The sequence below is a fragment of the Acinetobacter sp. ANC_7503 genome (assembly GCF_056780035.1).
In genome coordinates this window covers 1-26,447 of record NZ_JBWYJA010000003.1, presented here as the reverse complement: position 1 = coordinate 26,447, position 26,447 = coordinate 1, and the positions used below count along the sequence as shown (strand labels likewise).

The following is a 26,447-nucleotide window of genomic DNA, read 5'->3' as shown; positions in this document are numbered from 1 at the left end:
TAAAATTTGGATGTATTCAGCGATCATGTCAATGCGCTTTAAGCATTAAAAAGACTGCTTTATCGTTCAGATCAATTTATGGTATGAATTTGATGATCACTGACCAAAACAAAAGCATTGCTATAAAAAAACCTAAACGTATGTTTCTCTATAGTTAGTAGTACCAAAACCGAAATTTAATCATTGAATTAAGCTGACTGATATAACTGTACCTGATTTCGTCCGCTTTCTTTGGCAATATATAAAGCGTGATCTGCACAATGCGTAATGACATCTTGATCAGATAACTCATGGGATAGTGCAATACCAAAGCTTGCCGTCACATTTAACGAGGTTCCATCATCCAGCACAATTGGCTGCTGTGCAATCGCGTTACGGCAACGTTCTGCGATATCAACCGCTTGATCACGACTGAGATTGTCCAGAATTAATATAAATTCTTCACCGCCATAACGTCCAACCGTATCACCAATACGAACATGATATTCCAAACGCGTCGCCACCTGTTTCAGGACTTCATCTCCTGCTGCATGACCATATTGATCATTAATTTGTTTAAAATGATCTAAATCCAATAAGATCACAGCATAATCAGCACGATCCTGCTGAAAATGTGATAACACTTCATTGATCTGACGACGGTTATAAACGTTCGTCAGCGCATCAAATTTACTGCTGGTTTCGAATTGTTTTTCACGACTGCGCCATTGAGTGAGTAAAATCTCAAAGAATAAAACACTCATAAGTAAAATGGGCACGTAGAGCTGTACCATGCTCATGACCCAAAAATCATTTTGGTAAACGATACTTTTATTCAACTCATCACTAAACATAGGTGCATAACGAATTCGATCGATATGCGTCAAGTAACACGTTAATAACGTGTATATCGTAATTGGAATTGCAATCCCATAAATAATTTTACGGCTATAAAATACCAACCCGACCAATACAATACTAATGAACCCTGCCATTGTTGCAGGACTATAAATTCCAATCGAATACCCTGAATAAATCATGGTCATTCCAAAGAAACTAGGGGCAAAGTAAGCAATGAAGGTTTGAAACTTAGCGATATGCTGAAACTTGAAACAACTCCAAAACAGGACAAGATAAATCACGGAGGTCACCAACAATTGGGTAACACGTAATTCAAAATAGTCAGGATTTAACCACTGTGCTTTTTCAGGGGTATAAAAAGCCACAATTAACCAGCGAGCGACCTCAAGTTGGCTTAGAATTCCAAAAAAGAGGATAAGCCGTCCCTTTTTAAAATCACTCCAATTGATCAGCATATTTTGAGGATCAAGGATGTACGTATTGGCCATACGATACAATCGCTTAATCATATGTTGAATCTTCCTGATTAACTTCATTCTGTCCTTTTATCTTTTATATTGTCTTTTTAAGCAGCGTGAACTCGCTCTACAAACAAGATCCCATCAAGATGGTCAATTTCGTGTTGAATAATTCGTGCAGGGAATCCTGAAAAAGTCTCAGTAATTTCCTGTCCTTGTATATTACGATAACGGACACGGATTGATGAAGCTCGAGCTACTTCCGCACGTCGATTCTCTACACTTAAACATCCCTCTTCTCCTAAAACAACATGATCAGAACGCTCCAATATTTCTGGATTAATCATGTAAATAGGCTCCATCTCAGGCGCATCGGGATACCGTATATTGGGTTTTGAAGCGACGATAATAATCCTTTTAGAGACATAAACTTGTGGCGCTGCAATACCGACACCATTGCGCTGTTGCATCGTAAAATTCATTGCTTCAACCAGATGCGTTAACCAGCTACTACTAAACTCAAGTTCACTTACCGGCGATGCAACCAATTCAAGGATCACTTCACCTTTTTGAGCAACGGGTAGTATCGTCATAATACGTTCATCTCAATTATGATAAGAATTTGATCTTCATAATTTTTTAAATTTTTAAATCAAATATTTGATTAATAGTCAACCAATCTTAAAGCATTTCAAGATGAAGTAAAACTGATTTAAATGACGAATTTGTGACCTGATAATTTTACGGCTCAAGTTTCACTTTTTTGTATGACATCAGCATCCTGAAGTTCGTAGTAGTGCCTAACCTGATTACGACCACGTTTTTTTGCTAGATATAATGCTTGATCTGCATGACGAATCACCGCTTCTTTATTTAAATTAAATTCAGAAATGGCTATACCAAAGCTTGCTGTCACTCTGATCGTCGTACGTTCATCGATATAAAAGAGCTCATTTTCAATTTCTTTGCGACACCGCTCTGCGACCTCCATCGCAGCTCTGAGGTTTTTATTCTGCAACAGCATCACAAACTCTTCACCACCAAATCGCCCGACAATATCTGTATCACGTATATTTTGACGTAGTACATTGGCAACACGCTTTAAGACGTTGTCTCCGATATCATGACCATAGTTATCATTAATACTCTTAAAATGATCAAGATCTAACAGAATGAGAGCAAATTTTCGTTCTTGTAATTGAATTTCATTGAGTTCTAAACCTATTTTTCGACGGTTATAAATCCCCGTAAGCGGGTCCATTTGACTCATTAAATTAATTTGTTTTTCTCGATTTCTCCATTGCGTCAACAAAATCTCAAACAATACAAAAGTCGCAAAAAAAATAGGCACGTAAAAATAAAGTTGTGAATAAACCCAGAATTCATTAAATACCATGACTGAATAATTGAGCTGATCACTAAAGACCGGTGCGTAGGTCATATAACCCAATGCACTACTGACAATTGCAATGAGCATATATACAGTGACTGGTAAAAAAAGCAGATATACAATCTTGCGTTCAAATAAAACCAGACCAACTGTTAAAATACTGATAAATCCCGCAACGGTAGCAGGACTACTGATACCAACCGAATAGCCACCATAAATAAAGCTTACGGAAAATACCAAAATAATAAAGTAAGGTAAATATTGTCTCACCCATTCTTTATGACGCCATATGACACAAGGAATAATCAGTAAGAACTGTAATACACAGCACAGCAACATCCGTGATAGGTGAAAATAATAATAATCAGGATTGAGCCAATGATGTAATGCAGGATGATGAAATGAAAATAAATACCATGTAATCCAGGTGATATGTGCAAGCCCGCCCAATACCATGACCAGAATACATTTATTTAAGTTACTCCAATTCATCAACACACTTTGATTCATAAATGAATGAAGTGTATAGGGGCGAAAAATTCGATTGAATAGTCTTAACATAATGAACTAACTCAATTGAAACAGCTCATCAAAATAAACTATATTTTCATTTAACTCTGTAATCATTAAATCTATTTCACCCCTACAAAATATAGTGAATAAAATCACATATTTTTTATTATAATTGCACTTATTATCACAATCTAACCTTAAGATCAGGATTTATCAAGGTTTTTTTACCATTTATTCTATTTTTTTTTAAAGCTTTTTTTGCTTAAATCCAGCTAGCGATACGCTCAAGCATTTTGATTTGACTCAGCTAAAAATTGCTAAGTACACTCCTAACTCTTAGAGATCGAGTTCTCGATAAATAACTTTAATTTCTTGTGCAATGTGAATACTGACTCGATGATGCAAATATTGAATCAAAATATCAAACTGCTCTGCACCATCGTCTAATCCAGTACAAAAATATTCAGTATGAGGAGGAAGCGTTTTTAACCACTGACTTTGATAAAAATCGGCAACGGATTCAAAGTTAAGATAACGATGAGGATGCTGTTGTAATGATTTTACAAATTGCAGAAATCGAGCTTCCCAAAAGTGGATAATCATACATTTAAAGTCTACTGGTTAAATTCAATTTCATTGTTACGTCGATCTGCTTTATTTTGCAGATCGAATCATTCAAATCAATGTCCAAGGATGTAAATTTTTCAGAGTGAGTAGACGGTTTGCTGTTGAACTTGATATTTTTTCTTCCACTGAAGATAACCTAATAAGGCTAAAACAATAAATGCGCCATAAAGACCAGCCGTCAAGTATAGATCTTTATACATAAACATCATGACATAGATGATATCCACCACGATCCAAGCAGGCCAAATTTCCAAATATCGTTTTGACGTCCAATATGTAATGAGCAGACTTAAACTTGCCAATTGAGCATCTAAATAAGGAATGGAAGCATCCGTAAAATAATCCAAACCTAAACCAAAAATAAATCCTGCCAACATTGTAAAAAACACATGTTTGATAATTCTCAACCCTTGAATACGATTGATGGCAAGTTGCTCTTGCTGTTTAAACTGAGCTTTCCATATCCACCACCCATACACACCTAAACCGATAAACACGCATTGCAATATCGTTTCACCATAGAGTTGATAGTCATAAAATAACTTTGCATATAAGCCATAAGCCACGAGATTCACAGGCCAACACCATATATTACGACGAATCGTGAGGGTTACACCCAATACACTCATCAATACTGAAATAATTTCTAAAAGGCTCATACACTACTTAAAATGATCGTGGTTTATTTGATACGCCTATCCTAACGTATATTGAATGGCACCATACATGATTCTTAACGAACACGACTTAGCGCTGTTCAATTTGAACTGCACAGTTTTGACCTAACCATTAAACTCCTCTAAAAATAGAATATCCTCAATGGAAAATAATAATGATGAATACAACTCAAACTACCAGAATAACCATTGAAATTCGCAATCATCTGATGTTGATTGGTTTAAACCGTGCTGCGAAGCGCAATGCATTCGACAGTCATATGATTGATGAACTTTCACAAGCACTTACCACCTATGAAGACCAGTCTGATTTACGCTGTGCTGTGATTTATGCACATGGAGAGCACTTTACAGCAGGATTAGATCTGGTTGAGCTTCAGCCGCGTATGTCAGATGGTATATTTTCGGAAGATATGAACTTGATTAACCCATGGGGCACGACTGGTCGTAAACGAAAAAAACCAGTCGTTGTCGCTGTGAAGGGGTATTGTTTTACTGCTGGAATCGAACTGATGTTGAATGCCGATATCTGTATTGCCCATCAAAATACCCAATTTACTCAACTTGAAGTGCAACGTGGCATCCTCCCCTTTGGCGGAGCAACTTCACGCTTCGTTAAAACTGCAGGTTGGTCTAATGCAATGCGCTACTTATTGACGGGGGATTTTTTTGATGCTGCAACTGCATTTCGACTTCATTTGATTACTGAAGTAACAGAACAAGATCCGCTTGACCGTGCCATTGAACTTGCCGAATCCATCGCTTCAGCTGCTCCACTCGCTGTTCAAGCCACCTTGACGGCTGCTCACGAAGCGATTTCACATGATGAGCAGTACGCTTTTAATCAGTTAAAGACTCATCTTCTTCCACTAATACAATCTGAAGATGCAGTCGAAGGTATGCAAGCAATGAGCGAAAAACGTCAACCTCGCTTTAAAGGTCAATAGTTCAATATCGGGAAATATAGACATGCAAGCCATTCCAAATGTGAACCAGATGCCAAGAAGCATCAATAAAACTCAAGTTCAGTTTCCTGCCTTAGATAACTATATGCTCACCGGCACTCGCTACCTATCATCTGGTGTGAAGACTGTTGCACGTCTTATTGTGGCTTCAGCGACGGCGGTTCCCCAACCTTTTTATCGCAGATTTGCAGAGTATGCTGCAGAACGTGGTTTTGAAGTGCTAACCTTTGATTATCGTGGTGTGGGGGCATCATCTCCAGCACAACTCAAAGGTTTTAAAATGAGTTATTTGGATTGGGGGAAACTTGATCTCGCTGGTGCCATTGAATACTTTTCTAGCGATACTTTCCCCTTATTTGTGACTGCACACTCTTATGGTGGTCAAGCCTTGGGACTTACCCCTAATCATCATCAAGTCAGTGCCATGTGTTGCTACGGTACAGGTGCAGGTTGGGCAGGATATATGCCGTTCAAAGAAAGATTCAAAGTATCCGTGATGTGGAGTATTGTGTTTCCACCCATTGTCGCAGTCACAGGTTATTTACCTTGGAGTAAATTCAATATGGGCTCTGATCTGCCTTTAGGGGTATATCAACAGTGGCGTCGTTGGTGCAAGAATCCGTTATATTTTTTCGCTGACCCCGAGCAACAAGATTTAAAAGCACAATATGCAAGTGTTAAAACCAAAATTTATGCTGTTTCAGCATTAGATGATGATTGGGCTCTCCCAAATTCGAGGCAAGCCTTTATGCAACATTATCGTTCTGCTGATATGCGCTACATTGATATCACAGCCAAACAGTATCAAATGCCTGCAATTGGACACATGGGATATTTCAAAAAAGGCGCAGAAAAAATTTGGGATGACATGCTCCAAAATTATCTCAATTTAGTTAATGATTAAATTCTAAATTACTGAATAAAGTCAGATTGATGCTCTACCCCTTGTGCGTCAGTATGTCGATACATGATGCCATATTGACTCACATAGTATTCAAGGGATTGATTACGATATTCCCATAAAATCGACCACTCACCTAAATCAAATTGATTGATCTGACATAAAGTTCGTGATGGCATCTTGTTCAAAAACTCATATTGAATTTGCTGAGCAAACTTGATATCACGATGATTTACACGTTTCTCAAACAGTAATTTTGCAACCTCATCAAACATACGAATATCTTCGACAGAATCCGTATCATACACCAAGCGCGCCGGCTGGCTGAGATCAGTAGGCTTGAGGAGTTTTGTTAAATCAAAGTGCCTCTGCGTATTCCCCATAATCAATTTAGGTTGTAATAATAGTCGCCATACGGCATAGCAACTGACCAAAGCAAAACACACCACGATTAGCATCATATTTTTTACTCATTCCGATGATTATTCATTGAATCGTTCATTACAGAAATGATTATTTCTTTATTTTTATTGTTAATTTTCTTGGTGTTATTAAGTTTTAACTTTTAAAATATTAACTTAAAAACCAGTAGAGCGATGGCACGAAACGTAACAACTCATTTCAAAATCCACATGTTATGTAAACCGTGTAAATCTAGGTAATTTTACTTAATCAATATCACTTAAAAGCATATTAAAAGGTCTCATTAAAATAGGGTTTAAAATCTTAGTGTTCTAAATCATTACGACATGTTTTGTCGTTTAACTTGATACGCATCTACACTATTCATATCTCAAATTTTATAATTTAACCATGAACTATTCCCGTAAACGCAAACCCATTACCAGTGCATGGCCAGTTGAGCATGATTGCTTCCTCATTGAAAACAGTCATCTTCAACTCGAAGCATTGCAACAGACGCTTCCTTATTCTGCTCAAGAAATTCAAGATCGCCAAGAAATCTTGGGGCTCACGAGACGTCGTCGTCAAATGAAAAAATTAGGTCAATTTTAATTTTCTAATGAAGCTAAAAATAAAATCCCAATAATCCATCAAGTTTAAGTATTTTTTGTTTAATAAATTAACCCCTCGTGCCCTCTCTGACAATGAATCAATTTCGCCATATTCTTGGATGGTGATTTGCCATCATTTTTGCTCAACAATAATTATTATTTAAATGCTCTCTCAAAAATGGATCCAAAATATTTAGTTTTAAAGATTATTATTGACTTTTTATCTAAAAAATAGAATTATTGGATCCAATTGATAAGGAGATCAACTCATGTTTGTAAAAAATGCTTGGTATGTGGCGGCACGACCTGAAGAAGTACAAGATAAGCCTCTAGGAAGACAAATTTGCGGTGAAAAAATGGTTTTTTATCGTGGAAAAGAAAACCAAATACATGCCGTTGAAGATTTTTGCCCACATCGCGGTGCACCTTTGTCATTAGGCTTTGTTGAAGATGGTCAACTGGTCTGTGGTTATCATGGGTTAGTGATGGGATGTGACGGCAAAACGGTTTCAATGCCTGGGCAACGTGTACGTGGCTTTCCTTGCAATAAAAGCTATCGCGCAATTGAAAAATTTGGCTTTATTTGGGTATGGCCAGGAGACCAATCGCTTGTAAGTGAAGATCAACTCCCAACTTTAGAGTGGGCTGAAAATCCAGAATGGGCCTATGGTGGTGGACTATTCCACATCAACTGTGATTACCGCTTGATGATTGATAACTTAATGGATCTCACCCATGAAACATATGTTCATGCAAACAGCATTGGTCAAAAAGAAATCGATGAAGCTGCACCAACCACTCGTGTTGATGGTGACCACGTTGTGACTGAACGTCATATGGAAAACATTTATGCACCTCCATTTTGGCAAATGGCTCTAAAAGGTAATAATCTCGCTGCAGATGTCCTAGTAGACCGTTGGCAAATTTGTCACTTTCATGCACCTAGCAATGTTCATATTGAAGTTGGTGTTGCCCACGCAGGCCATGGTGGTTACAACGCACCGGAAAATAAAAAAGTGTCTTCAATCGTTGTGGATTTTATTACCCCCGAAACGGAAACGTCTCACTGGTATTTCTGGGGAATGGCTCGACACTTCCAACCCGACAACATCGAATTAACTAACCAAATTCGTGAGGGACAGGGCAAAATTTTCTCGGAAGATTTAGATATGCTTGAACAACAGCAACAGAATTTATTGAGACATCCTGATCGTAAATTGCTAATGCTTAATATTGATGCAGGCGGTGTTCAATCTCGAAAAGTAATTGACCGCTTGATCAGCTTAGAGCAAACGAATGATGAGCAGAAAATTACAACTTTGAATGTTATTTAAAGTAAACCCACATTTTATCAGTTTTTCATTTTACCAAGGAGCGATACTCACATGGATGTGACTATTCAGAAGATTTATCGTCATAATGAACACATTTTATCTTTCGAACTGGTAAACACCCATGGTGAATTATTACCAGCTTTTCAAGCCGGTGCACATATTGATGTGCACTTAGGTAATCAATTAATTAGACAGTATTCTTTGGCAAATTGTAGTTCAGAGCAGCACCGTTACGTCATTGGTGTCCTGAATGATCCTTTATCACGTGGTGGTTCTAAATTTATTCATGAACAACTTCGTGAGGGTCAGCAGCTCAAGATTAGTGAACCACGAAATTTGTTTGCCTTGGTTCCTGAGACAGAATATGCATATTTGTGTGCAGGTGGAATCGGTATCACTCCTATCTTAGCAATGGCTAAAGAGCTTAAACGCAATAATCAGCCCTTCCAATTACTGTATTTTGTGAAAACGAGAGCTTCTATTGCATTCCAACAAGATTTAGAGGCTCTAGGAGATTCCGTCCACATCCATATTGATGATGAACCTGAAACACATATTCTTTTGAATACAGTCTTTGCCTCTCCTCATATCGATCATCATATTTATGTATGTGGCCCAGATGGTTTTATGAACTATGTGATCCATACCGCAGATACGCTCTCTTGGCCTAGTCATCAAGTACATAAAGAGCATTTCAGCGCACAAGCTATTGATACCAGTCAAGATGGCAGTTTTGAAATTGAGATTTTAAAAACAGGGCAACGTATTCATGTCGCAGCTGATCAATCTGCAGCACAAGCTTTAGAACATGCTGGAATCTGTATCCCTTTATCTTGTGAACAAGGTATTTGTGGCACTTGCTTAGTAGATGTAGTTGAAGGTGAAATTGATCACAGAGATATGTATTTAACTGAAGAGGAACAAGCTGCAAATGATCAATTCACACCTTGTTGCTCAAGAGCCAAATCTCAACGAATTATCATTGATGTTTAATTTGGATCGATAGATTTTCAAGTGTAGCCCTTCATTAATTGAAGGGTTTTTTATATAGACCCATCTGTATGAAATATTGAACGCATAGTCTCCCCTAAAGTAACCACATGACTATGCTCACGCATTAAACTTTCAGCGCGTGCTGAGTCTTGTTGCTTTAATGCATTGAATATTGAGCAGTGTTGGATATGCGCATATTGCAAACGACGAATTTCAGACAGCGCATTATTTTTATCATAAGTCAGTGCTTGTGCAGATGCCATAGGTAACTGATTGTTTTTACTGAGTGCTTGCACAATTGCGACATTATCCGAGCCTTGAATAATAGTATTGTGAAAAATAGTGTTGTAATGATGGTAGGTTTCTAAATCATCGCTTGTTAATTCTGGTTTATTGAATATGGAATCAATTTGCGTAATACAATTCAAAAGTGTTTGATGTTGATCTAACGTCATGCCTTTTTCAGCAAGCGTTTTTGCAGCTAGACCTTCTAAAACGCCACGTACATGCAACGCATCATGAACTAATTTGGATGAAATTTCTCGAACAGTATAGCCTCGAGTTGGATTTTTAACGAGTAAGCCTTCTTGCTCTAAAAGCCGAAAAGCCATTCGAATAGGTTGACGCGATACACCTAGCATTTCAGCAGTCGGAATTTCAGCCAAACGAGAACCTCCTGCAATCTCCCCAGAAATAATCATTTTTCGAAGTTCAATTAACACTTGCTGCCCTGAAGACATATAACTACTCAATTTTTTTGATCATGATTGATCCTAACGAGTCAGATTTGGAATATCAATCTCTGTTGACTTAAAGGACTCTTTTAGGCCGGAAATTCACTATTCTATTTTTGATAACTGAGGTGATTATGAGTTCGTATCATCAATATTTATTTTTTGAAGATTGGTTGCCATTAACTCTAGATTGTTTCGAATTAAATAAGCTAAATGGATATCTACCCCATCTAACATTTTTTGTTCTATCTCATTAACAATGTTTCGACATTGTTCGAGTTTTTCAAATCCTTTAGGCGTTACATTAATTAAAATTCTTCGTCCATGTGAGGGATCTGAAGCTCTACTGATCCAATCGTGGTTTTGTAAATCTTGTAGAATTTTATTGGTAGACTGCGGTTTAATAAATGAACGTTCTGCAAGTTTTGCATTAGATAGATTGCCTTTCGCAGCGATAACTGACAATGCTGTAAACTGAGATAAGGTGATATCTAAGTCTTTTAAACGTTCAGTTAAAAGTTTACTCACAATACGATCAACCCTTGCAATTATATAGCTCAGTGTCGGAATCGAATGATTAACTTCTGACATTTTATATTCCTTAATAGATGAACAAAAGTATGACTACTGTCGTAATCATACTTTTAACATATGTTTAACGTGTAGTTATATTTAGAACAGCATCAGACTGCTCTGCTCGTGGCTTGCGTACAAGCATTAAAGCCGCAACAGCTGCAAATAAAATCAGTGGAATACTTGCACCAATGACCATTGCTGAACTAGAACCTAACGACAGTAGCATGCCAGCAAATAGGGGCCCTGCAAAAGATCCTATACGCCCTACTGCGACTGCAGCGCCTACACCCGTGCCACGCATTTCTGTTGGATAGAACATCGCTGCCAATCCATAGAGCGCTGATTGCCCACCTACAATAAATAGACCACAACCCACAGCAGACAATACAAGTAAAGCAACAGTTGGAGAGATTGCAAGACAGCACAGTGATAACAAGATGCCAATATATATAAATTTAATTACAGTACTCATGCGAATCTTATCAAGTAAAGTTCCCATGAGAATCGACCCGAAGATACCACCGATGTTGTAACCAATTTGAACATAGTTCGCTTCTGTTTTTCCTAAACCTTGTGCACCCATCAATAGTGGCAACCAGTTGAGTAAAAAATATAAAACAACTAACGTAAAGAAAAAACTGATCCAAATTTGAATCGTGGAAAAACGCCGTTCTTTTGCAAACAACACTTCAAAGAATGGGGTAGAAGTTTTATTCTTCGTCGCTGTTAAATAGTCTTTAGACTCCGGCAAATACTTCATTAGCAAAGGGATTAAAAGAATTGGAGCGAAGCCACCAATGTAGAAGATATGTCTCCATTGCGCATCACCAGCTAAACCCATTGCCACGAATGATGTCAACATTCCACCAAATGGAATACCGCTATACATAATACTGACTGCAATGCCTTTATGTTTCTCTGATACTGCCTCAGATGCCATGGTGATCATCATTGGTAAAGCGCCACCCATCCCTAAGCCAGTTAAGAAACGAATGATTAAAAGCAGTGTATAATCAGAAGCATATGCCGTTAGAACTGACATCACTCCAAAAATTAAAATACTGGTCAATAGAACTGCCTTACGCCCAATTTTATCAGCGAAACGACCTCCTAATAATGCACCAGGTAAAGTACCCAAGATTGCCGCGCTAAATGCCCATGCCATTTGAGTATTATCTAAGCCAAACTCTGCTCGCATCCGTGGTGCTGCTACGCCCATTGATTGAAGATCGAAACCTTCAAATACAGCGATAGCGAAACACAGTACGAGTGTAAGCGTAGCTTTAGTCTTACTACTTACACTTTGTTCCATTTTTTATTGTCCCTTTTAGAGCTTTTAAAATACTTTTAAAAAAATACACATCCTATGTATTGCCTCCGTCCAGGCAACTCAAAAAATATCACCCAAACTTATAAAATAATCAATATTTTTTTTTAAATAAAATTCATTTAAAATATTATTTTATTAAATATCAATAGATTATAAAAATTCTATAAAAAATTCAAAAAAACACTTGTATGTAAGTTTAACTGATATTATCTTAATTCCAACAGGACATAAAACAAACACTAAGGAGCTTATCATGTCTTATCAAAATCGCTGGTCCACTGTTGATGTAAAAGTTGAAGCTGGCATTGCTTGGGTCACTTTAAATCGCCCAGAAAAGAAAAATGCGATGAGTCCAACCTTAAATAAAGAAATGATTGATGTACTTGAAACGCTTGAACTCGATCCAGAAGCAGGTGTTTTGGTACTCACTGGTGCTGGGGATTCTTGGACAGCAGGTATGGACTTGAAAGAGTACTTCCGTGAGGTTGACAGCCAGCCAGAAATTTTCCAAGAGCGAATTCGTCGTGATGCATCACGTTGGCAATGGCATTTACTTCGTTTTTATTCAAAACCAACGATTGCAATGGTAAACGGCTGGTGCTTCGGTGGTGGATTCTCACCACTAGTCGCATGTGATCTAGCCATTGCAGCAGATGAAGCTACATTTGGCTTGTCTGAAGTGAATTGGGGAATTCCTCCAGGTAACTTAGTGAGCAAAGCTATGGCTGATACAGTCGGTCATCGTGCTTCTATGTACTACATCATGACAGGCAAAACCTTCTCTGGTGTTGAAGCTGCAAATATGGGCTTAGTGAACAAGAGTGTTCCACTTGCTCAATTACGTGCAGAAGTAACTGAATTGGCAAATAATTTGCTTGAAAAGAATCCAGTTGTACTGCGTACAGCGAAGAATGGTTTTAAGCGCTGTCGTGAGCTGACTTGGGAGCAAAACGAAGATTACTTATACGCCAAACTGGATCAATGCAACTACCGTGATGATGAAGGTGGTCGTGCACAAGGTATGAAGCAATTCTTGGATGACAAAACAATCAAACCAGGTCTTCAAACTTATAAACGTCCTGCTTAAGCAGAATCTACTTTTTTCGTCATGATGGACATGTAAGGAAACATTCACCATGCAAAACGTACAGTTACTTATTCACGGCCAATCTGTTGCAGCAAGTTCAGGACAAACTTTTCAAAGAATCAGTCCAATTAATGGCTCAATCGCATCAACGAGTGCAGCAGCGACTTTAAGCGATGTTGATCGTGCAATTGTGTCAGCGCATGAAGCATTTAAAACTTGGTCTGTTCTATCACCAACAGACCGACGTTTAAAATTGCTTAAAGCTGCAGATTTGATGGATCAAAAAACTGAACAGTTTATTCAAACTGCAATACATGAAATAGGTTCAACTGCGACGTGGTATGGCTTTAATGTCCATCTTGCTGCCAATATGCTGAGAGAAGCGGCAGCCATGACTACACAAATTGATGGAAATATTATTCCATCAGATGTTCCTGGCAATATCGCTATGGGTGTTCGCGTTCCATGTGGTGTCATCGTTGGTATGGCGCCGTGGAATGCTCCTGTTATCTTAGCCACTCGTGCCTTAGCGATGCCTCTGGCTTGTGGGAATACAGTCGTACTTAAAGCATCTGAAGCTTGCCCTGCAACACATCGATTAATTGGGGAAGTACTTCATGAAGCAGGTATTGGCGATGGTGTTGTCAATGTCATTACTCATGCCCCGCAAGATGCTCCACAGATTGTAGAGCGTTTAATCAGTCATCCATTGACTAAAAGAATTAATTTTACAGGTTCAACGCATGTAGGACGAATAATTGCAGAAACTGCAGCGAAATACCTCAAACCAGTGTTGCTGGAACTTGGTGGCAAAGCACCGGTCATTGTATTGGAGCAAGCGGACCTGGACGAAGCCGTTAATGCCATCAGTTTCGGCGCTTTTTTCAATCAGGGACAGATCTGTATGTCGACAGAGCGTGTTCTTGTGGATGAAAAAATTGCAGACCAATTCATCGAAAAATTGATCAATAAAGTTCAGAATATCAGAGCAGGAAATCCACTTGAGAGTCAAGAACCCCTGGGCGTTCTAGAAAGTTTAAAAGCTGCAACAAGAATCAAAAATTTAATTGAAGATGCACGTGAAAAAGGTGCATATTTACCACTAGGTTTAAGCATTGATGGTGCTATGATGCAACCTACTATCGTAGTTGACGTCACTAAAGATATGCAGATTTATGCCGAAGAGTCTTTTGGTCCTGTGTGCACCGTTCAACGTTTTAAAACTGTTGATGAAGCAATCGATTTAGCAAATGACTCAGAATTTGGATTATCTGCAGCAGTTTTTAGTCAAGATTTATCCCTAGCTCTAGATGTTGCTAAACGTATCGAATCAGGTATTTGTCATATTAATGGTGCAACCGTTCATGATGAAGCGCAAATGCCTTTTGGTGGCGTGAAACAAAGTGGTTATGGACGATTTGGGAGTAAAGTCTCAGTTGCAGAGTTCACTGAGCTGCGTTGGATCACCATGCAAACCAAAACTCGTCACTACCCTATTTAACGAATATCTCAAAGAGTTGACATGAAGTCAGCTCTTTTCGTTGGAAAAGAATAGCTAAAAATACATGGAGTGAAAACAATGTCGAATATGACGGTTCATACGCATAAATATCCTGAGCGATTTGTTAAATTAGGCAGTCACGAGATTGAGTTTCAATCTAAAAATGGCACTTTGTATATTTCCCCAAAAGAACAACTTAAACCATACCCACAAAAAATTACTGACCGTTTAATTCAATATGCTCAAACACATCCCGATCGTGTATTCGCAGCAAAACGTGGTCATGATGATGAATGGATTAAGCTTACATACGCAGAAACATTAGATCGAGCATGGCGTATTGCACAAAGTTTGAAACAATATTCACATCTTTCAACTGAACGTCCTATTGTCATTCTATCTGGAAATGATCTAGAGCATCTTACTTTGTCAATGGGAGCAATGCTTGCAGGAATTCCATTCTCTGCAATTTCTCCTGCCTATTCACTTATTTCTAAGGATTTTGGCAAGCTCAAACATGTGTTTGATGTTCTAACACCAGGTTTGGTTTTTGCTAATGATGGTCAAGCTTTTGCTAAAGCGATTGAACATTGCTGTGATACAGATGATATTGTGATCGTTACGAATTCTGGAAAACTTGGTGAGAAAAATTGCCTTGCTTTCTCTTCACTCCTCTCCTCTGAAATTAGTGATATTAAAGATCATTATGAGACCATTGATGAACATCAAATAGCGAAATTTCTATTTACATCTGGCTCAACTAAAATGCCGAAAGCGGTACCTACAACGCATCTAATGCTATGTACCAATCAACAGATGCTGCTTCAGACCTTCCCTGAGTTTGAAGAGACCCCCCCAGTATTAGTTGATTGGTTAGCATGGCATCATACTTTTGGTGGCAGTCATAATGTAGGAATCGCATTATATAACGGCGGCACAATTTATATTGATGACGGCAAGCCAGTTCCAGGAAAGATGGAAGAAACCATCAGGAATCTTAAGGAAATTGCACCTACTGTGTATTTAAACGTTCCTAAAGGATGGGAAGAAATAACCGTAGCACTTGAACAAGATGCTGAGTTACGTGAAAAATTTTTTAGTCGAGTTAAAATTTTGTTTTTTGCTGGTGCTGCACTATCAGAAGCTGGTTGGAACAGACTTGACCAAATTGCGCAGTCACACTGTGGGGAACGTATTCGTATCATGAGCGGTTTGGGGATGACTGAGACTGCACCATCATGTGTGTTTACAACTGGTCCCAAAGTAATGGCTGGGTTCATTGGATATCCAGCTCCAGGTTGTGAAGTGAAATTAGTTCCTTATGGTGACAAACTTGAGTTTTGTGTTCGTGGTAAAAATGTCATGAAACATTACTGGCGTCTACCTATGGAACAACAAGCTGACATCTTTGATGATGAAGGCTTTTACCGCACCGGGGATGCAGTGAAATTAGTGGATCCATCCGACCCGAGTCAGGGACTCATGTATGATGGCCGTATAGCTGAAGATTTTAAGTTAAATACAGGTACCTTTGTCAATGTTGGAACTTTACGCAATAAAGTTCTCATTACAGGTAATCGATTTATTCAAGATGTTTGTATTACTGGTTCTAATTTAAGTGCGATTGGATTTTTAATATTTCCCAAAATTGCAGATTGCGCTGAGTATGCAGGATTAGATTTAAGTCTAGTTAGTGCTAAAGAGGTGCTTCTACACCCTAAAGTTCAACAGTGGTTCAAGCAGTTTTTAATTGATTTCAATAAAGATGCGACAGGTAGTTCAAACACTGTTTCGATGCTTTACCTCATGATTGAACCTCCACTTCTTGATGCAGGAGAAACCACTGATAAAGGCAATCTCAATCAAAGTGGTATCTTGAAACGTCGCATAGCAATGGTGGAAGAGTTATACGAAAAAAACATCAATAATCCACTCATTATTCGCATTCCAACCCTTAGAAATTAACTCAACTTTTTTATTCAGCAGCGTTTAGCCAAACGCTGCTTAGACAGTTGCATTCAAAATTAGGATAACGCTATGCAGAAAGATAGTGATTTTGAGCTGTTTCGGGACAATTATCGACGCTTCCTAGCAGAGTTTGTCGCCCCATATTATGAGTCATGGGAAGAGCAAGGACTCATGCCTCGACAAGTTTGGGATCAACTTGGACAAAATGGATTTTTATGCGTCGATGTGCCTGAACAATATGGAGGTTACGGCGCACCGATATATTATTCACAAATGATCGTTCAAGAAACGGCTCGAGCGGGCTTCTCTGCGTTAGCCGTTGCAATCGGTGGTCAGAGTGAACTTGTTTCACCCTATATCCAGAATATTGGTAGTGAAGATCAAAAACAATATTGGTTACCTAAAATGGTATCCGGTGAAGTTGTTACAGCTATTGCAATGACTGAAGCCAATGCAGGTTCAGACCTACAAGCCATCCGCACTCAAGCCTTATTAGATGGCGATCATTATGTGGTAAATGGCTCAAAAACGTTTATATCGAATGGTCAACATGCAGATCTCATAGTTTTAGTTGCTAAAACTGATCCTCAAGCAAGAGCTAAAGGTATTTCGATTTTATTGGTGGATGCTCATTTAGATGGAGTAAAAAAAGGTCGTGGTCTAAAAAAAATTGGACTTCAATCTCAAGACACTGCCGAATTATTTTTTGACCAAGTCAGAGTTCCTAAAGACCAATTATTAGGTCAGGAAGGTCAAGGCTTTAGCTATCTCATGCAAGAACTTCCACGTGAGCGTTTGAGTATTTCACTCATGGCATTAGGCGCTTTGCAAGGTGCTTTAGAAATTACTCAAGAATACGTCCTCGAACGTAAAGCTTTTGGACAGTCAATTGCACAATTTCAAAATACTCGTTTTGTAATCGCTCAAGCCAAAATTAAAACTCTAGCAGCCGAAGCCTTTGTCGAAAAATGTAAGTCGCTTTATCAACAGGGAGTATTGGATGTAAGCGAAGTTGCGGCATTGAAATGCTTCATCACTGATACCCAATGTGAAGTCATTGATCAACTTCTGCAATTGTTCGGGGGATATGGATACATGCGGGAATATCCAATATCTCGATTTTATGTCGATGCACGTGTTCAAAAAATTTATGGGGGAACCAATGAAATTATGAAAGAAATCGTTGCAAGAGAACTTTTAGGAAAATAACACAAAGATTACCTCTATGTATTAATACTATTTCAGGATGAAATAAAGATGAAAAAATTATGGATCACACCACTTCTATTATGTACCGCTCCAGTATTTGCAAATAATTTTATCGACCAAAGTAAAGTCGAATTAACTGCACGTAACTTCTACTTTGACCGTGACTTTAAAGTTGAGAATAGATACCCCGCATTAAGAGACTGGACACAAGGATTTATCTTTAAAGCACAATCTGGATTCACCGATGGAACGATTGGTTTTGGTTTAGATCTATTAGCGACCGCAGGTTTTAAACTGGATGCTGATGCTAAATATGGAGGTACAGGAAACTTAATTCGTTCCTTGGCAACCAATGAGCCTGCAGATCAATATGGTGAAGTTGGAGTCACTTTAAAAGCTAAAGTTTCTGAAACCGAGGTACGTATAGGGACTCTTCAACCCATGACTCCTGTTTTAGTCGGCTCTCCAGCACGACTTTTACCTCAAACGTATCGAGGTGTTGCAGTTCAATCTAAAGATATTCAAGGTCTGGATCTCCAAGCATCCTATATTGATGAAGTCAATCAACGTGATTCTACAAATTATGAAGCTATAAAGATCTCTGGAGTAAATGGTCGTTATATTTCTGAAGAAACGGATTATTTGTATTACTTAGGTGGACATTATGACTTGACTCATAATCCATTGCGGTTGACTGCATTTCATATGGATGTTAACGACTTATATCGCCAATCGTTGTTAGGCATAACCTATAAATATCCAATCTCAAATCAATCCACTTTTACAACACAGTTGCGTTACTACATTAGCGATGAAGATGGGACTGCTAAAGCAGGTTTAGTTGACAATAATTTACTTCATAGCCATTCAGAACTTCAACACCAAAACCATAAGTTTATCTTTTCTACATTTCACCACTTTGGAGATACTGCTTTTCCGTACTTAACTGGAGGAGAAACTGGACTAGCAATTGATACTTGGACTGGTGAGTTTTTGAATGCGAAAGAGCGTGTTTATAGCCTGCGTTATGAATACGATTTTAAAGACTATATCCCAGGTCTTCGTTTTATGACCCGCTATACCCATGGTAGCAATATTTACGCACCACAGTTGGGTGGTACAGATTTTTCGGAAGATGAATTGGATTTTGATCTAGCTTACATAGTTCAAAATGGCCTACTAAAAAATTTAGGTTTACGCGCGCGTTACGCGATCTACGATAATGATATGCCAATTACCGCCAATATTAAGCCAGCCAATGAAACTCGTATCAATATTGATTACACGTGGAAATTTAAATAATAACAAAAGGGTTCTTTACTGAGGAACCCTACCCTCTCTAAGGATAATAAGTATGAAATATTTAATCGGCTTATTGGTCTATACCACCACTACATTAAGTTTGGCAAATACCCAATATTCACCACAACCCATAAAACTTGAACCCCTTGCGACATTCAATGTTGAACTCACAGCCCCAGTTTGGGAACTCGGTAAAACTTCAGATTTAGGGCAAAGACGCATTATCCCAATCACTGGAGGAACTTTTTCTGGACCAAGTTTGAAGGGGCGTATTCTTAACAATGGTGCAGATTGGCAAAAGGTCGATAGCAAAGGTTTGGCATATATAGATACGCGCTATTTATTAGAAACTGATGATGGTGCTCTGATTTATTTACAAACTAAAGGTTATCGCCATGCTTCACCACAAGTACTAGAACAATTAAGTCGTGGCGAAGATGTTAATCCCACTCAATATTACTTCAAGTTAACCATGCAGTTTGAAACTAGCTCAGAAAAATATGCGTGGTTAAATCAGACAATTGCAGTTGGAAGTGCAATGCGTCTCGGAAAAGCCGTGATCTATGATGCATTTGCAGTGAAATAAATATTAAAAGGAGTACTTTTCAATGGACGAACAAGTTTTATCTAATTTACCTCCTATTCATCATTTATTGGGTGGTCATCAACTTCACTGGGACAAGGAAAAGCGAGAAATTTCAGTTCAATATACTGCTCTTGAAAGTTTTACTAATCCTAGGGGAAGTGTTGAAGGAGGCATGGTCTGTGCCATGCTTGATGATGCAATGGGCATTTTAGCTGCCTTAAATCAAACAGAAAAACCAGCTGCCACAATTAATTTAACAATTGATTTCTTCAGACCATGTGAAGTTGGTGAAGTATTGGCAAAAGCGTGGTTCATCAAAGAAGGACGTAAAATTTTAAGCATTGAAAGTGAAGCTTGGCAGCATGGAAAGTTAGTGGCAAAAACCAGTGCTGCATTTATGGTTCTATAAGGATTAAAAAAAGAATGGATATCTTAAAATTAAAGGACTGTGTCGATAACGACAAAATAAGTTCATATCAAAAATTCGTCGTTTTTTTCTGTTTTATTTTATACATTATCGATGGATTCGATTTCATGATAATGGCTTATTTGGCAAGTTCAGTTGCCAATGAGTTTTCATTAACTGGTACTAATATAGGAACTTTAATTAGTGCTGGTTTAATTGGTATGACCGTCTGTTCATTTTTACTTGCACCTCTCGCAGATAAAATCGGCAGACGTAATTTAATTAACCTTTGTCTATTAATCTGTGGTTTGAGCATGTTTGCATCTGCATTTGCCACCGATTTTAAGCAATTGGTTCTGTGCAGATTTTTCACTGGTGTTGGTATTGGTGGTGTTCAAATCAGTGCTATGATTTTGGCCAGTGAATATTCTCCGACTAAATATAAAAGTTTTAGTGTTGGGATATTATCTGCCGGTTATGGGATTGGAGCAATTAGCGGAGCACTACTTGCTGTATATAGCTTAGAAAGTATCGGTTGGAGACAAGTATTTCTAATTGGTGGATTCGTTACTACATTTGCTTTTCTTTGCTCATTGAAATTTTTACCAGAATCGATCGATTATTTATTACTAAAACAACCAAAACATGCTTTGGAAAAATTGAATCAAATTTTCTCTAAAATGCATAAAAAACCAATTCTCGCACTCCCTAAAGCATACAAAGAAAATCAAAAGTCTTCTTACGTAGAAATATTTAACCACAAGTATTTAGTTAAATCCCTTGTATTATGGGTTTCTATATTCTTTATTCTTTTTGGTTTTTATTTCGTGATGGGCTGGACACCTAAAATTCTCAATAGTTCTGGTCTAGATAACTCATTATCGATTAAAACTGCCATGATGATCAGCGTGGGTGGTATTTTGGGTAGTTTTATCATTGGTGTTCTTAGTTCTAAAGTCAGCGTATACATCAATCAAATTGCCTTTTTAATCCTCACGTACGTTTGTATTTTATTGTTTGTGAACAATACAGATAATTTAAATATATTAATCATCGTTGCCACAACGCTAGGATTCTTTATTAATGGCTGTTTAGCTGGAATCTATGCCATTTCTACACAGCTCTATGAGGCAGATGTACGATCAACAGGCGTGGGGATTGCAACTGGTGTTGGTCGTTTTGGTGGTATTTTCTCTCCAATCATTGCGGGATACTTTTTAGACCTAGGGAACTCGCCTTTAGAATTGTACGGAAATTTTGGTTTTGCATTTGTTTTAGCAGCTATTGCCATTTTCATCATCTATAAGTTAAAACAAAAATCCGTAGTCAATACACCATATGTCGTTTTACAAAAAGAGCCTCAATAATTTATGCTCACGAATATATAACTTTGTATTGTTAAGATAAGTTGTTTCATCAAATTCTATTGATAGAAACAACAAAAGGTCAGTGAAATCACTGACCTTTTTAATTTCTTGTTCAGAGTTTAAATATCAAAGAATACTGTTTCATTTTCACCTTGAATACGAATATCGAAACGATAAACGATCTGACCATCACGCTCTTCACGCTTAGCAATGAGTGTTTGACGACGTGGCGCCCACTCAATACCATTCAAAATTGGGTCTTTCGCATTCGCTTCAGCTTCGTCCTCAAAGTAAACTCGAGTATGTAAACCTAAATTGATACCACGCGCAAAAATAACCAACGCGATATGTGGTGCTTGCTGTGAACCCTTACGTCCAGGAACAGCACCTGGTTTGATCGTATCGAAGCTCCAAAAACCAGTGTCAAAATCCGCACCCGCTCTACCCCAACCTAAAAAGTTTGGATCTGGCTGCTTCCCTTGCGTATCCTGCTGACTTGGATAAACACCATTGGCATCAGCTTGCCAAATTTCTACGAGTACATCGCGAAGTGGTAAACCCAATCCGTCAAAAACTTGCCCTTCGAGGCGAATACGTTCACCTTGAGTGCCATCTTTCACCATTTGATTATTGAAGCTATGCTCAAATACTTCTATACCAGCTTGATTAGGCATTAATCCAATATGGACATATGGACCACCTGTTTGAGATGGTGTTTCATGTAATTCTTCAAATTTCCAGCCATTCATCCTGATGCTCCCTATCAAGTCAAATCATTTTCAAAATATGTCGCACGACGACCACGTAAAGTAATGTCAAAACGATAGCAACGACTATCTGCTTCAATAAAGTTGCTCTTGTCTTCGAGCGCAATTAAAGCTCTTCGCTGTTGTTCTGAAGGAACAGTTTTTAAAATTGGACAGCTATCAATTAATGTATCGCCTTCAAAATAAAACTGGGAAATCAAACGCTGTGCCCAGCCATCTGCCATCACAGAAAAATGGATATGTGCTGGACGCCACTCATTGATACGGTTACGCCACGGATAAGGTCCTGGTTTTATCGTTCTAAAAATGAAGAATCCATTTTCATCTGTGAGCATTCGACCGCAACCACCAAAGTTAGGGTCCATAGCTCCCACATACTGATCATTTGGATGGCGATAACGTCCTGAGGCATTCGCTTGCCATACTTCAATCAAAGCATTTTTAACAGGACGACCAAATTGATCACGTAAATAACCATGAATAATGACGCGTTCACCAACAGGTAAACCATCTTTTGAATAATTTAAAATTAAATCATTGTCTTTAGGACCCAATAATTCTGCGCTAAAGTGAGGTGCAGTAACCTCGGTTAATGTTTGCGCAATCGAAATCAGTGCATTTTTCGGGGAACGTAATACACTGGTTTTATACCCCGGTGCATATGCTGGTGGATGATCATCTGTATTTCGCTGTGCATAAGCACCCATCAGAATTTGAGACATGAATCTCTCCTTATTCAATTTAAAATATCGTCCGTTTATTTAATTTTCTCAGGCGAAATGCCTAACTCTGCAAATACTTCTTCTGCCATATGCATTGCAGCATTGGCTGCAGGAAGTCCTGCATATAAAGACGCATGCAAAAATAATTCTTTAAGATCATCTTTAGTGACGCCATTGTTGAAACAAGCACGAATATGCATTCTGAGCTCTGCTTCACGCCCCAATGCAAGTAAGATTCCAATCGTCACCAAACTACGTGTATGTCTTGGCAATCCTGGTCGTGACCAAACCTCACCCCATGCAAAACGACTAATGAAGTTTTGAAAATCAGCATTAAATTCATTTAAATTTTCAAGTGAACGCCCGACATGGGCTTCACCCAAGACTTCAGTACGGACTTCTAGCCCCTGCTTATAACGTTCTTCATCATTCATGAGGTTGTTCCTCTTTAAAATTGAAATTATTTGATGTTCAGATGTGCTTAAGACTGAATAAAAGCAAGCAATGCTTGGTTAAATTCAACTGGTCGCTCAATATTGGATAAATGCGATGCATCTATGACTGCAAGTTGACAGTCAGGTATATGTTGTTTTAAAAACTCACCATCATTCACTGTGGTCACAGGATCTAAGCCACCACATAATGCCAAACAAGGCACAATAATTTTCCCAAGTTGATTGCGTAAATCCGTCTGAGCTAAAGCACGACAAGAGGCTGCATAGCCTTTAGGTTGAGTGACAGACAAACTCTGAATGGTTTTTTGAGCTGTCACATCGTGTAAATAATCAAATTGTTCACTAAACCAACGCGTATGTGTAGTACTGACGATATCAGCCAAACCATTTTGTTCAACCGCATCTGCACGACTCAACCATGCCTCGGCATTTCCAATTTTTGCTGCTGAATTTGCAATCGTAATAGAGTTAAAACGCTCTGGTGCAATTATGCCTAATTGAATCCCAGTAACTCCCCCCATGGAGATACCACAAAAATGCGCTTTTTCTATAGAGAAATGATTGAGTACATCAAGGACATCATTGGCTAAATCAATGATTGTGGTATTTTCAATGACATTACTTCTTCCATGACCACGTGTGTCGTAGCAAATCACATCATAATCTTTGGAAAAATAATCAATTTGGGCTTGCCACATGCCATGATCAGTGCCCAGTGAGTTTGAAAAAATGATGCTTGGTTTTGTATCGTCACCAAAACGATAGACCGCAAGCTGCTGACCATTACGATTATTGATTAATGTCATTATGGTGTACTTCCTTGAACGCTCTCTAGTACCGCATCTATTTGTGCTTGAGTATTTCCTAGATAATGTTGCGGATTAAAAATCTGACGGAGTTGATCTAGATCAAAAATAGCTAATATTTCTGGATTATTTTGTACAACATCGAGTAAGTGTCGTTGTTCGGTAACTGCTTGCTTACAAGCAGCTTCCACAAGATGATGTGCATTCAATCGACCCATCTGAGGTGCGAGTGACATCATCAGTGCTTCAGCCATGATTAATCCTTGCGTGCACTCTAAATTTCTGAACATATTTTCAGGATCTACTTCTAATCCCGTAAATACATCGATTGCTCTACTTAAACTACCCGCCGTCAGTTGAAATAACTCTGGTAACGCTAGCCATTCAGCATGCCATGCACCTAAACTTCGTTCATGTTCTTGTACTAAGCTTTGGTAGATACTTGACATTAATGCAGGGACGCGATTTGCAGCGGCTAGAATTGAAGCAGCTGCAACAGGATTACGCTTATGAGGCATCGTCGATGACCCTCCACGCCCAGCACCACTCGGTTCAAACACTTCTGCAATTTCTGTTTGCATCATGAGTGACCAGTCACGGGCCATCTTGCCCAAGTTTCCTGTAATCGTTGCAAGTACATGTGCAATTTCGGCTACACGATCTCGTTCCCCATGCCATGTACATACGGGTGTATTTAAACCAAGTTTTTGTGCGTAGTTACTCACTACAGCCGAACCATATTCAGTTAATGAAGCTAAAGTACCTACCGCACCACCTAACTGCGCTGTTAAGACATGTTGCTGTAACTGCTGAACACGCTTTAAATCTCGATCTAAACTAGAGAGCCACCGTGCTGTTTTATGTCCAAAGGTAAGCGGTAAACCTTGTTGCAACCATGTACGTCCGATCATCACCTGATCACGGTATTGAATCGTCAGTTTTTTAGTTGCCTGAATAGCCTGGATAAGTTGCATTTCGATCAGCTGTAACGCATCTTGAGCTTGCAGCATAAAGGCCGTATCAATGATATCTTGACTGGTCGCACCCCAATGCACATAACGAGAAGCATCTTCATTGATTTTTTTCACAGCAGCAGTGAATTGCTTTACGAATGGAATTGCAATATTGCCAGCGAGACCACTGGACTGTGCCAAATGATCAAAATTAATAATGGAATGAATTTCTCGTTCTGCAACACGTTGAATCGTTTCAGCAGCAATTAAGGGAATAACACCAACTTCAGCTTGAGCTTGAGCCAGTGCAACCTCTGCACGCAACATATATTTTACGAGTGCTTCATCACTAAATATGATATTTACATCATTCTGATAAAACAAACTTGCATATAACTGACTCATAACTTATCCCTATTACGCTTCATCATGTGTTTCACCATAAAGCGTCTGTCCAAAAATTGCTGTTAAACTTTTTCAATTATTAAAGCGATGCCTTGACCCACACCGATACACATAGAGCACAATGCATATTTGCCACCAGTTGCCTCTAGTTGGTTGAGAGCAGTCGTCACCAAACGCGCACCTGATGCACCCAATGGATGACCTAATGCAATTGCACCACCATTTGGGTTTACACGTGCATCATCATCGGCTAAACCTAGGTCACGTGTACACGCCAATGCTTGTGCTGCAAACGCTTCGTTCAGCTCAATCACATCCATTTGCTCTAGTGTTAAACCTGTTTGAGCCAGTAACTTTTTAATCGCAGGTGCCGGACCAAAGCCCATAATGCGAGGTTCAACCCCAACGGTGGTTGCACCAATCACTTTGCCACGAGGTTTTAAACCATATTTTTCTACAGCTGCATCAGAAGCAATCAGAATCGCAGCAGCACCATCATTAATGCCTGATGCATTACCTGCGGTTACTGTACCGTCTGCTTTTACAACAGGTTTTAACTTGG

At 38.7% G+C, this 26,447-nt stretch carries 28 protein-coding genes; 13 read left to right on the top strand and 15 right to left on the bottom strand.

All coding sequences use genetic code 11. The features are described 5' to 3' along the window. Nucleotides 1-188: 188 nt before the first annotated feature. From AC1M9M_RS05330 to pnuC, 5 genes are all read right to left on the bottom strand, one after another. Nucleotides 189-1,349, bottom strand: coding sequence for a GGDEF domain-containing protein (locus tag AC1M9M_RS05330; protein WP_179997681.1), 1,161 nt, complete (start codon nt 1,347-1,349; stop codon nt 189-191). A gap of 56 nt (nt 1,350-1,405) precedes the next feature. Then, on the bottom strand, nt 1,406-1,894 hold the full coding sequence (gene def / locus AC1M9M_RS05325; RefSeq protein ID WP_481595890.1) for a peptide deformylase: 489 nt from the start codon (nt 1,892-1,894) through the stop codon (nt 1,406-1,408). A 152-nt stretch (nt 1,895-2,046) separates the two neighbouring features. After that, nucleotides 2,047-3,180: a GGDEF domain-containing protein gene (locus AC1M9M_RS05320; RefSeq protein ID WP_481586539.1), complete on the bottom strand. Its 1,134-nt coding sequence runs from the start codon at nt 3,178-3,180 to the stop codon at nt 2,047-2,049. Between the two features lie 357 nt (nt 3,181-3,537). Continuing rightward, entirely contained in the window at nt 3,538-3,804 is a 267-nt protein-coding gene (locus tag AC1M9M_RS05315; RefSeq protein WP_481591919.1) for a hypothetical protein, read from the bottom strand. A gap of 101 nt (nt 3,805-3,905) precedes the next feature. After that, a complete protein-coding gene (gene pnuC / locus AC1M9M_RS05310; RefSeq protein ID WP_481591918.1) occupies nt 3,906-4,487 on the bottom strand; it encodes a nicotinamide riboside transporter PnuC in 582 nt (193 codons plus the stop codon). A 173-nt stretch (nt 4,488-4,660) separates the two neighbouring features. Here pnuC and AC1M9M_RS05305 point away from each other — a divergent pair, with 173 nt between their 5' ends. Both AC1M9M_RS05305 and AC1M9M_RS05300 read left to right on the top strand, forming a co-directional pair. Continuing rightward, entirely contained in the window at nt 4,661-5,452 is a 792-nt protein-coding gene (locus AC1M9M_RS05305) for a crotonase/enoyl-CoA hydratase family protein (protein WP_481595803.1), read from the top strand. A 22-nt stretch (nt 5,453-5,474) separates the two neighbouring features. After that, nucleotides 5,475-6,374, top strand: coding sequence for an alpha/beta hydrolase family protein (locus tag AC1M9M_RS05300; RefSeq protein WP_481595802.1), 900 nt, complete (start codon nt 5,475-5,477; stop codon nt 6,372-6,374). Nucleotides 6,375-6,382: 8 nt separating this feature from the next. On the opposite strand, the gene AC1M9M_RS05295 is transcribed toward AC1M9M_RS05300, so the two are convergent. Continuing rightward, a complete protein-coding gene (locus AC1M9M_RS05295) occupies nt 6,383-6,832 on the bottom strand; it encodes a hypothetical protein (protein ID WP_051586611.1) in 450 nt (149 codons plus the stop codon). Between the two features lie 352 nt (nt 6,833-7,184). Here AC1M9M_RS05295 and AC1M9M_RS05290 point away from each other — a divergent pair, with 352 nt between their 5' ends. From AC1M9M_RS05290 to AC1M9M_RS05280, 3 genes are all read left to right on the top strand, one after another. Continuing rightward, nucleotides 7,185-7,385 carry a hypothetical protein gene (locus AC1M9M_RS05290; RefSeq protein ID WP_035269110.1) on the top strand — a complete coding sequence of 67 codons (201 nt, stop codon included), beginning with the start codon at nt 7,185-7,187 and terminating at the stop codon, nt 7,383-7,385. A 268-nt stretch (nt 7,386-7,653) separates the two neighbouring features. Further along, nucleotides 7,654-8,718, top strand: coding sequence for an aromatic ring-hydroxylating dioxygenase subunit alpha (locus AC1M9M_RS05285; RefSeq protein WP_481595801.1), 1,065 nt, complete (start codon nt 7,654-7,656; stop codon nt 8,716-8,718). A gap of 51 nt (nt 8,719-8,769) precedes the next feature. Further along, nucleotides 8,770-9,711 (top strand): PDR/VanB family oxidoreductase, encoded by a 942-nt coding sequence (locus AC1M9M_RS05280; RefSeq protein WP_481595800.1) that lies wholly within the window; start codon nt 8,770-8,772, stop codon nt 9,709-9,711. 50 nt (nt 9,712-9,761) lie between these two features. On the opposite strand, the gene AC1M9M_RS05275 is transcribed toward AC1M9M_RS05280, so the two are convergent. The 3 genes from AC1M9M_RS05275 to mhpT all read right to left on the bottom strand — a co-directional run bounded on the left by AC1M9M_RS05275 (nt 9,762) and on the right by mhpT (nt 12,333). Then, a complete protein-coding gene (locus AC1M9M_RS05275; RefSeq protein ID WP_035269117.1) occupies nt 9,762-10,451 on the bottom strand; it encodes a GntR family transcriptional regulator in 690 nt (229 codons plus the stop codon). A gap of 126 nt (nt 10,452-10,577) precedes the next feature. Beyond that, entirely contained in the window at nt 10,578-11,036 is a 459-nt protein-coding gene (locus AC1M9M_RS05270) for a MarR family winged helix-turn-helix transcriptional regulator (RefSeq protein ID WP_179997673.1), read from the bottom strand. 64 nt (nt 11,037-11,100) lie between these two features. Then, nucleotides 11,101-12,333 carry a 3-(3-hydroxy-phenyl)propionate transporter MhpT gene (gene mhpT, locus AC1M9M_RS05265; RefSeq protein ID WP_092766908.1) on the bottom strand — a complete coding sequence of 411 codons (1,233 nt, stop codon included), beginning with the start codon at nt 12,331-12,333 and terminating at the stop codon, nt 11,101-11,103. Nucleotides 12,334-12,604: 271 nt separating this feature from the next. Between mhpT and AC1M9M_RS05260 the strand changes: the two genes are divergently transcribed. The 8 genes from AC1M9M_RS05260 to AC1M9M_RS05225 all read left to right on the top strand — a co-directional run bounded on the left by AC1M9M_RS05260 (nt 12,605) and on the right by AC1M9M_RS05225 (nt 21,777). Further along, entirely contained in the window at nt 12,605-13,438 is an 834-nt protein-coding gene (locus AC1M9M_RS05260) for a p-hydroxycinnamoyl CoA hydratase/lyase (RefSeq protein ID WP_035270071.1), read from the top strand. Between the two features lie 49 nt (nt 13,439-13,487). Continuing rightward, nucleotides 13,488-14,939 (top strand): aldehyde dehydrogenase, encoded by a 1,452-nt coding sequence (locus tag AC1M9M_RS05255; protein WP_481595799.1) that lies wholly within the window; start codon nt 13,488-13,490, stop codon nt 14,937-14,939. Between the two features lie 78 nt (nt 14,940-15,017). Further along, nucleotides 15,018-16,904, top strand: a complete 1,887-nt coding sequence (locus AC1M9M_RS05250; protein WP_481595798.1) for a feruloyl-CoA synthase — start codon at nt 15,018-15,020, stop codon at nt 16,902-16,904. Between the two features lie 72 nt (nt 16,905-16,976). After that, entirely contained in the window at nt 16,977-18,116 is a 1,140-nt protein-coding gene (locus tag AC1M9M_RS05245; protein WP_035270077.1) for an acyl-CoA dehydrogenase family protein, read from the top strand. A 48-nt stretch (nt 18,117-18,164) separates the two neighbouring features. Beyond that, complete coding sequence (locus tag AC1M9M_RS05240) at nt 18,165-19,418, top strand: OprD family outer membrane porin (RefSeq protein ID WP_481595797.1); 1,254 nt, start codon at nt 18,165-18,167, stop codon at nt 19,416-19,418. Between the two features lie 52 nt (nt 19,419-19,470). Then, nucleotides 19,471-20,004 carry a DUF3237 domain-containing protein gene (locus AC1M9M_RS05235; protein WP_481593932.1) on the top strand — a complete coding sequence of 178 codons (534 nt, stop codon included), beginning with the start codon at nt 19,471-19,473 and terminating at the stop codon, nt 20,002-20,004. A gap of 22 nt (nt 20,005-20,026) precedes the next feature. Further along, a complete protein-coding gene (locus AC1M9M_RS05230; protein WP_481595796.1) occupies nt 20,027-20,413 on the top strand; it encodes a PaaI family thioesterase in 387 nt (128 codons plus the stop codon). Between the two features lie 14 nt (nt 20,414-20,427). Beyond that, on the top strand, nt 20,428-21,777 hold the full coding sequence (locus tag AC1M9M_RS05225; protein WP_481595795.1) for an MFS transporter: 1,350 nt from the start codon (nt 20,428-20,430) through the stop codon (nt 21,775-21,777). A 119-nt stretch (nt 21,778-21,896) separates the two neighbouring features. Here the strand turns inward: AC1M9M_RS05225 and pcaG are convergent, their stop codons facing one another. The 6 genes from pcaG to AC1M9M_RS05195 all read right to left on the bottom strand — a co-directional run. Continuing rightward, nucleotides 21,897-22,526, bottom strand: coding sequence for a protocatechuate 3,4-dioxygenase subunit alpha (gene pcaG, locus AC1M9M_RS05220; RefSeq protein WP_092766915.1), 630 nt, complete (start codon nt 22,524-22,526; stop codon nt 21,897-21,899). Between the two features lie 14 nt (nt 22,527-22,540). Continuing rightward, nucleotides 22,541-23,266 (bottom strand): protocatechuate 3,4-dioxygenase subunit beta, encoded by a 726-nt coding sequence (gene pcaH, locus AC1M9M_RS05215; RefSeq protein ID WP_481595794.1) that lies wholly within the window; start codon nt 23,264-23,266, stop codon nt 22,541-22,543. A gap of 35 nt (nt 23,267-23,301) precedes the next feature. Continuing rightward, the gene (gene pcaC / locus AC1M9M_RS05210; protein ID WP_035269644.1) at nt 23,302-23,700 is read right to left on the bottom strand and encodes a 4-carboxymuconolactone decarboxylase; all 399 of its coding nucleotides are present in this window, start codon (nt 23,698-23,700) and stop codon (nt 23,302-23,304) included. A 47-nt stretch (nt 23,701-23,747) separates the two neighbouring features. Then, nucleotides 23,748-24,530, bottom strand: coding sequence for a 3-oxoadipate enol-lactonase (gene pcaD / locus AC1M9M_RS05205; RefSeq protein ID WP_481595889.1), 783 nt, complete (start codon nt 24,528-24,530; stop codon nt 23,748-23,750). Next, nucleotides 24,527-25,885, bottom strand: coding sequence for a 3-carboxy-cis,cis-muconate cycloisomerase (gene pcaB / locus AC1M9M_RS05200; RefSeq protein ID WP_481595793.1), 1,359 nt, complete (start codon nt 25,883-25,885; stop codon nt 24,527-24,529). Before pcaB ends, pcaD begins: the two co-directional genes overlap by 4 nt. 62 nt (nt 25,886-25,947) lie before the next feature. Further along, on the bottom strand, nt 25,948-26,447 hold a 500-nt coding region (locus AC1M9M_RS05195; RefSeq protein ID WP_481595792.1), incomplete at its 5' end, for a thiolase family protein.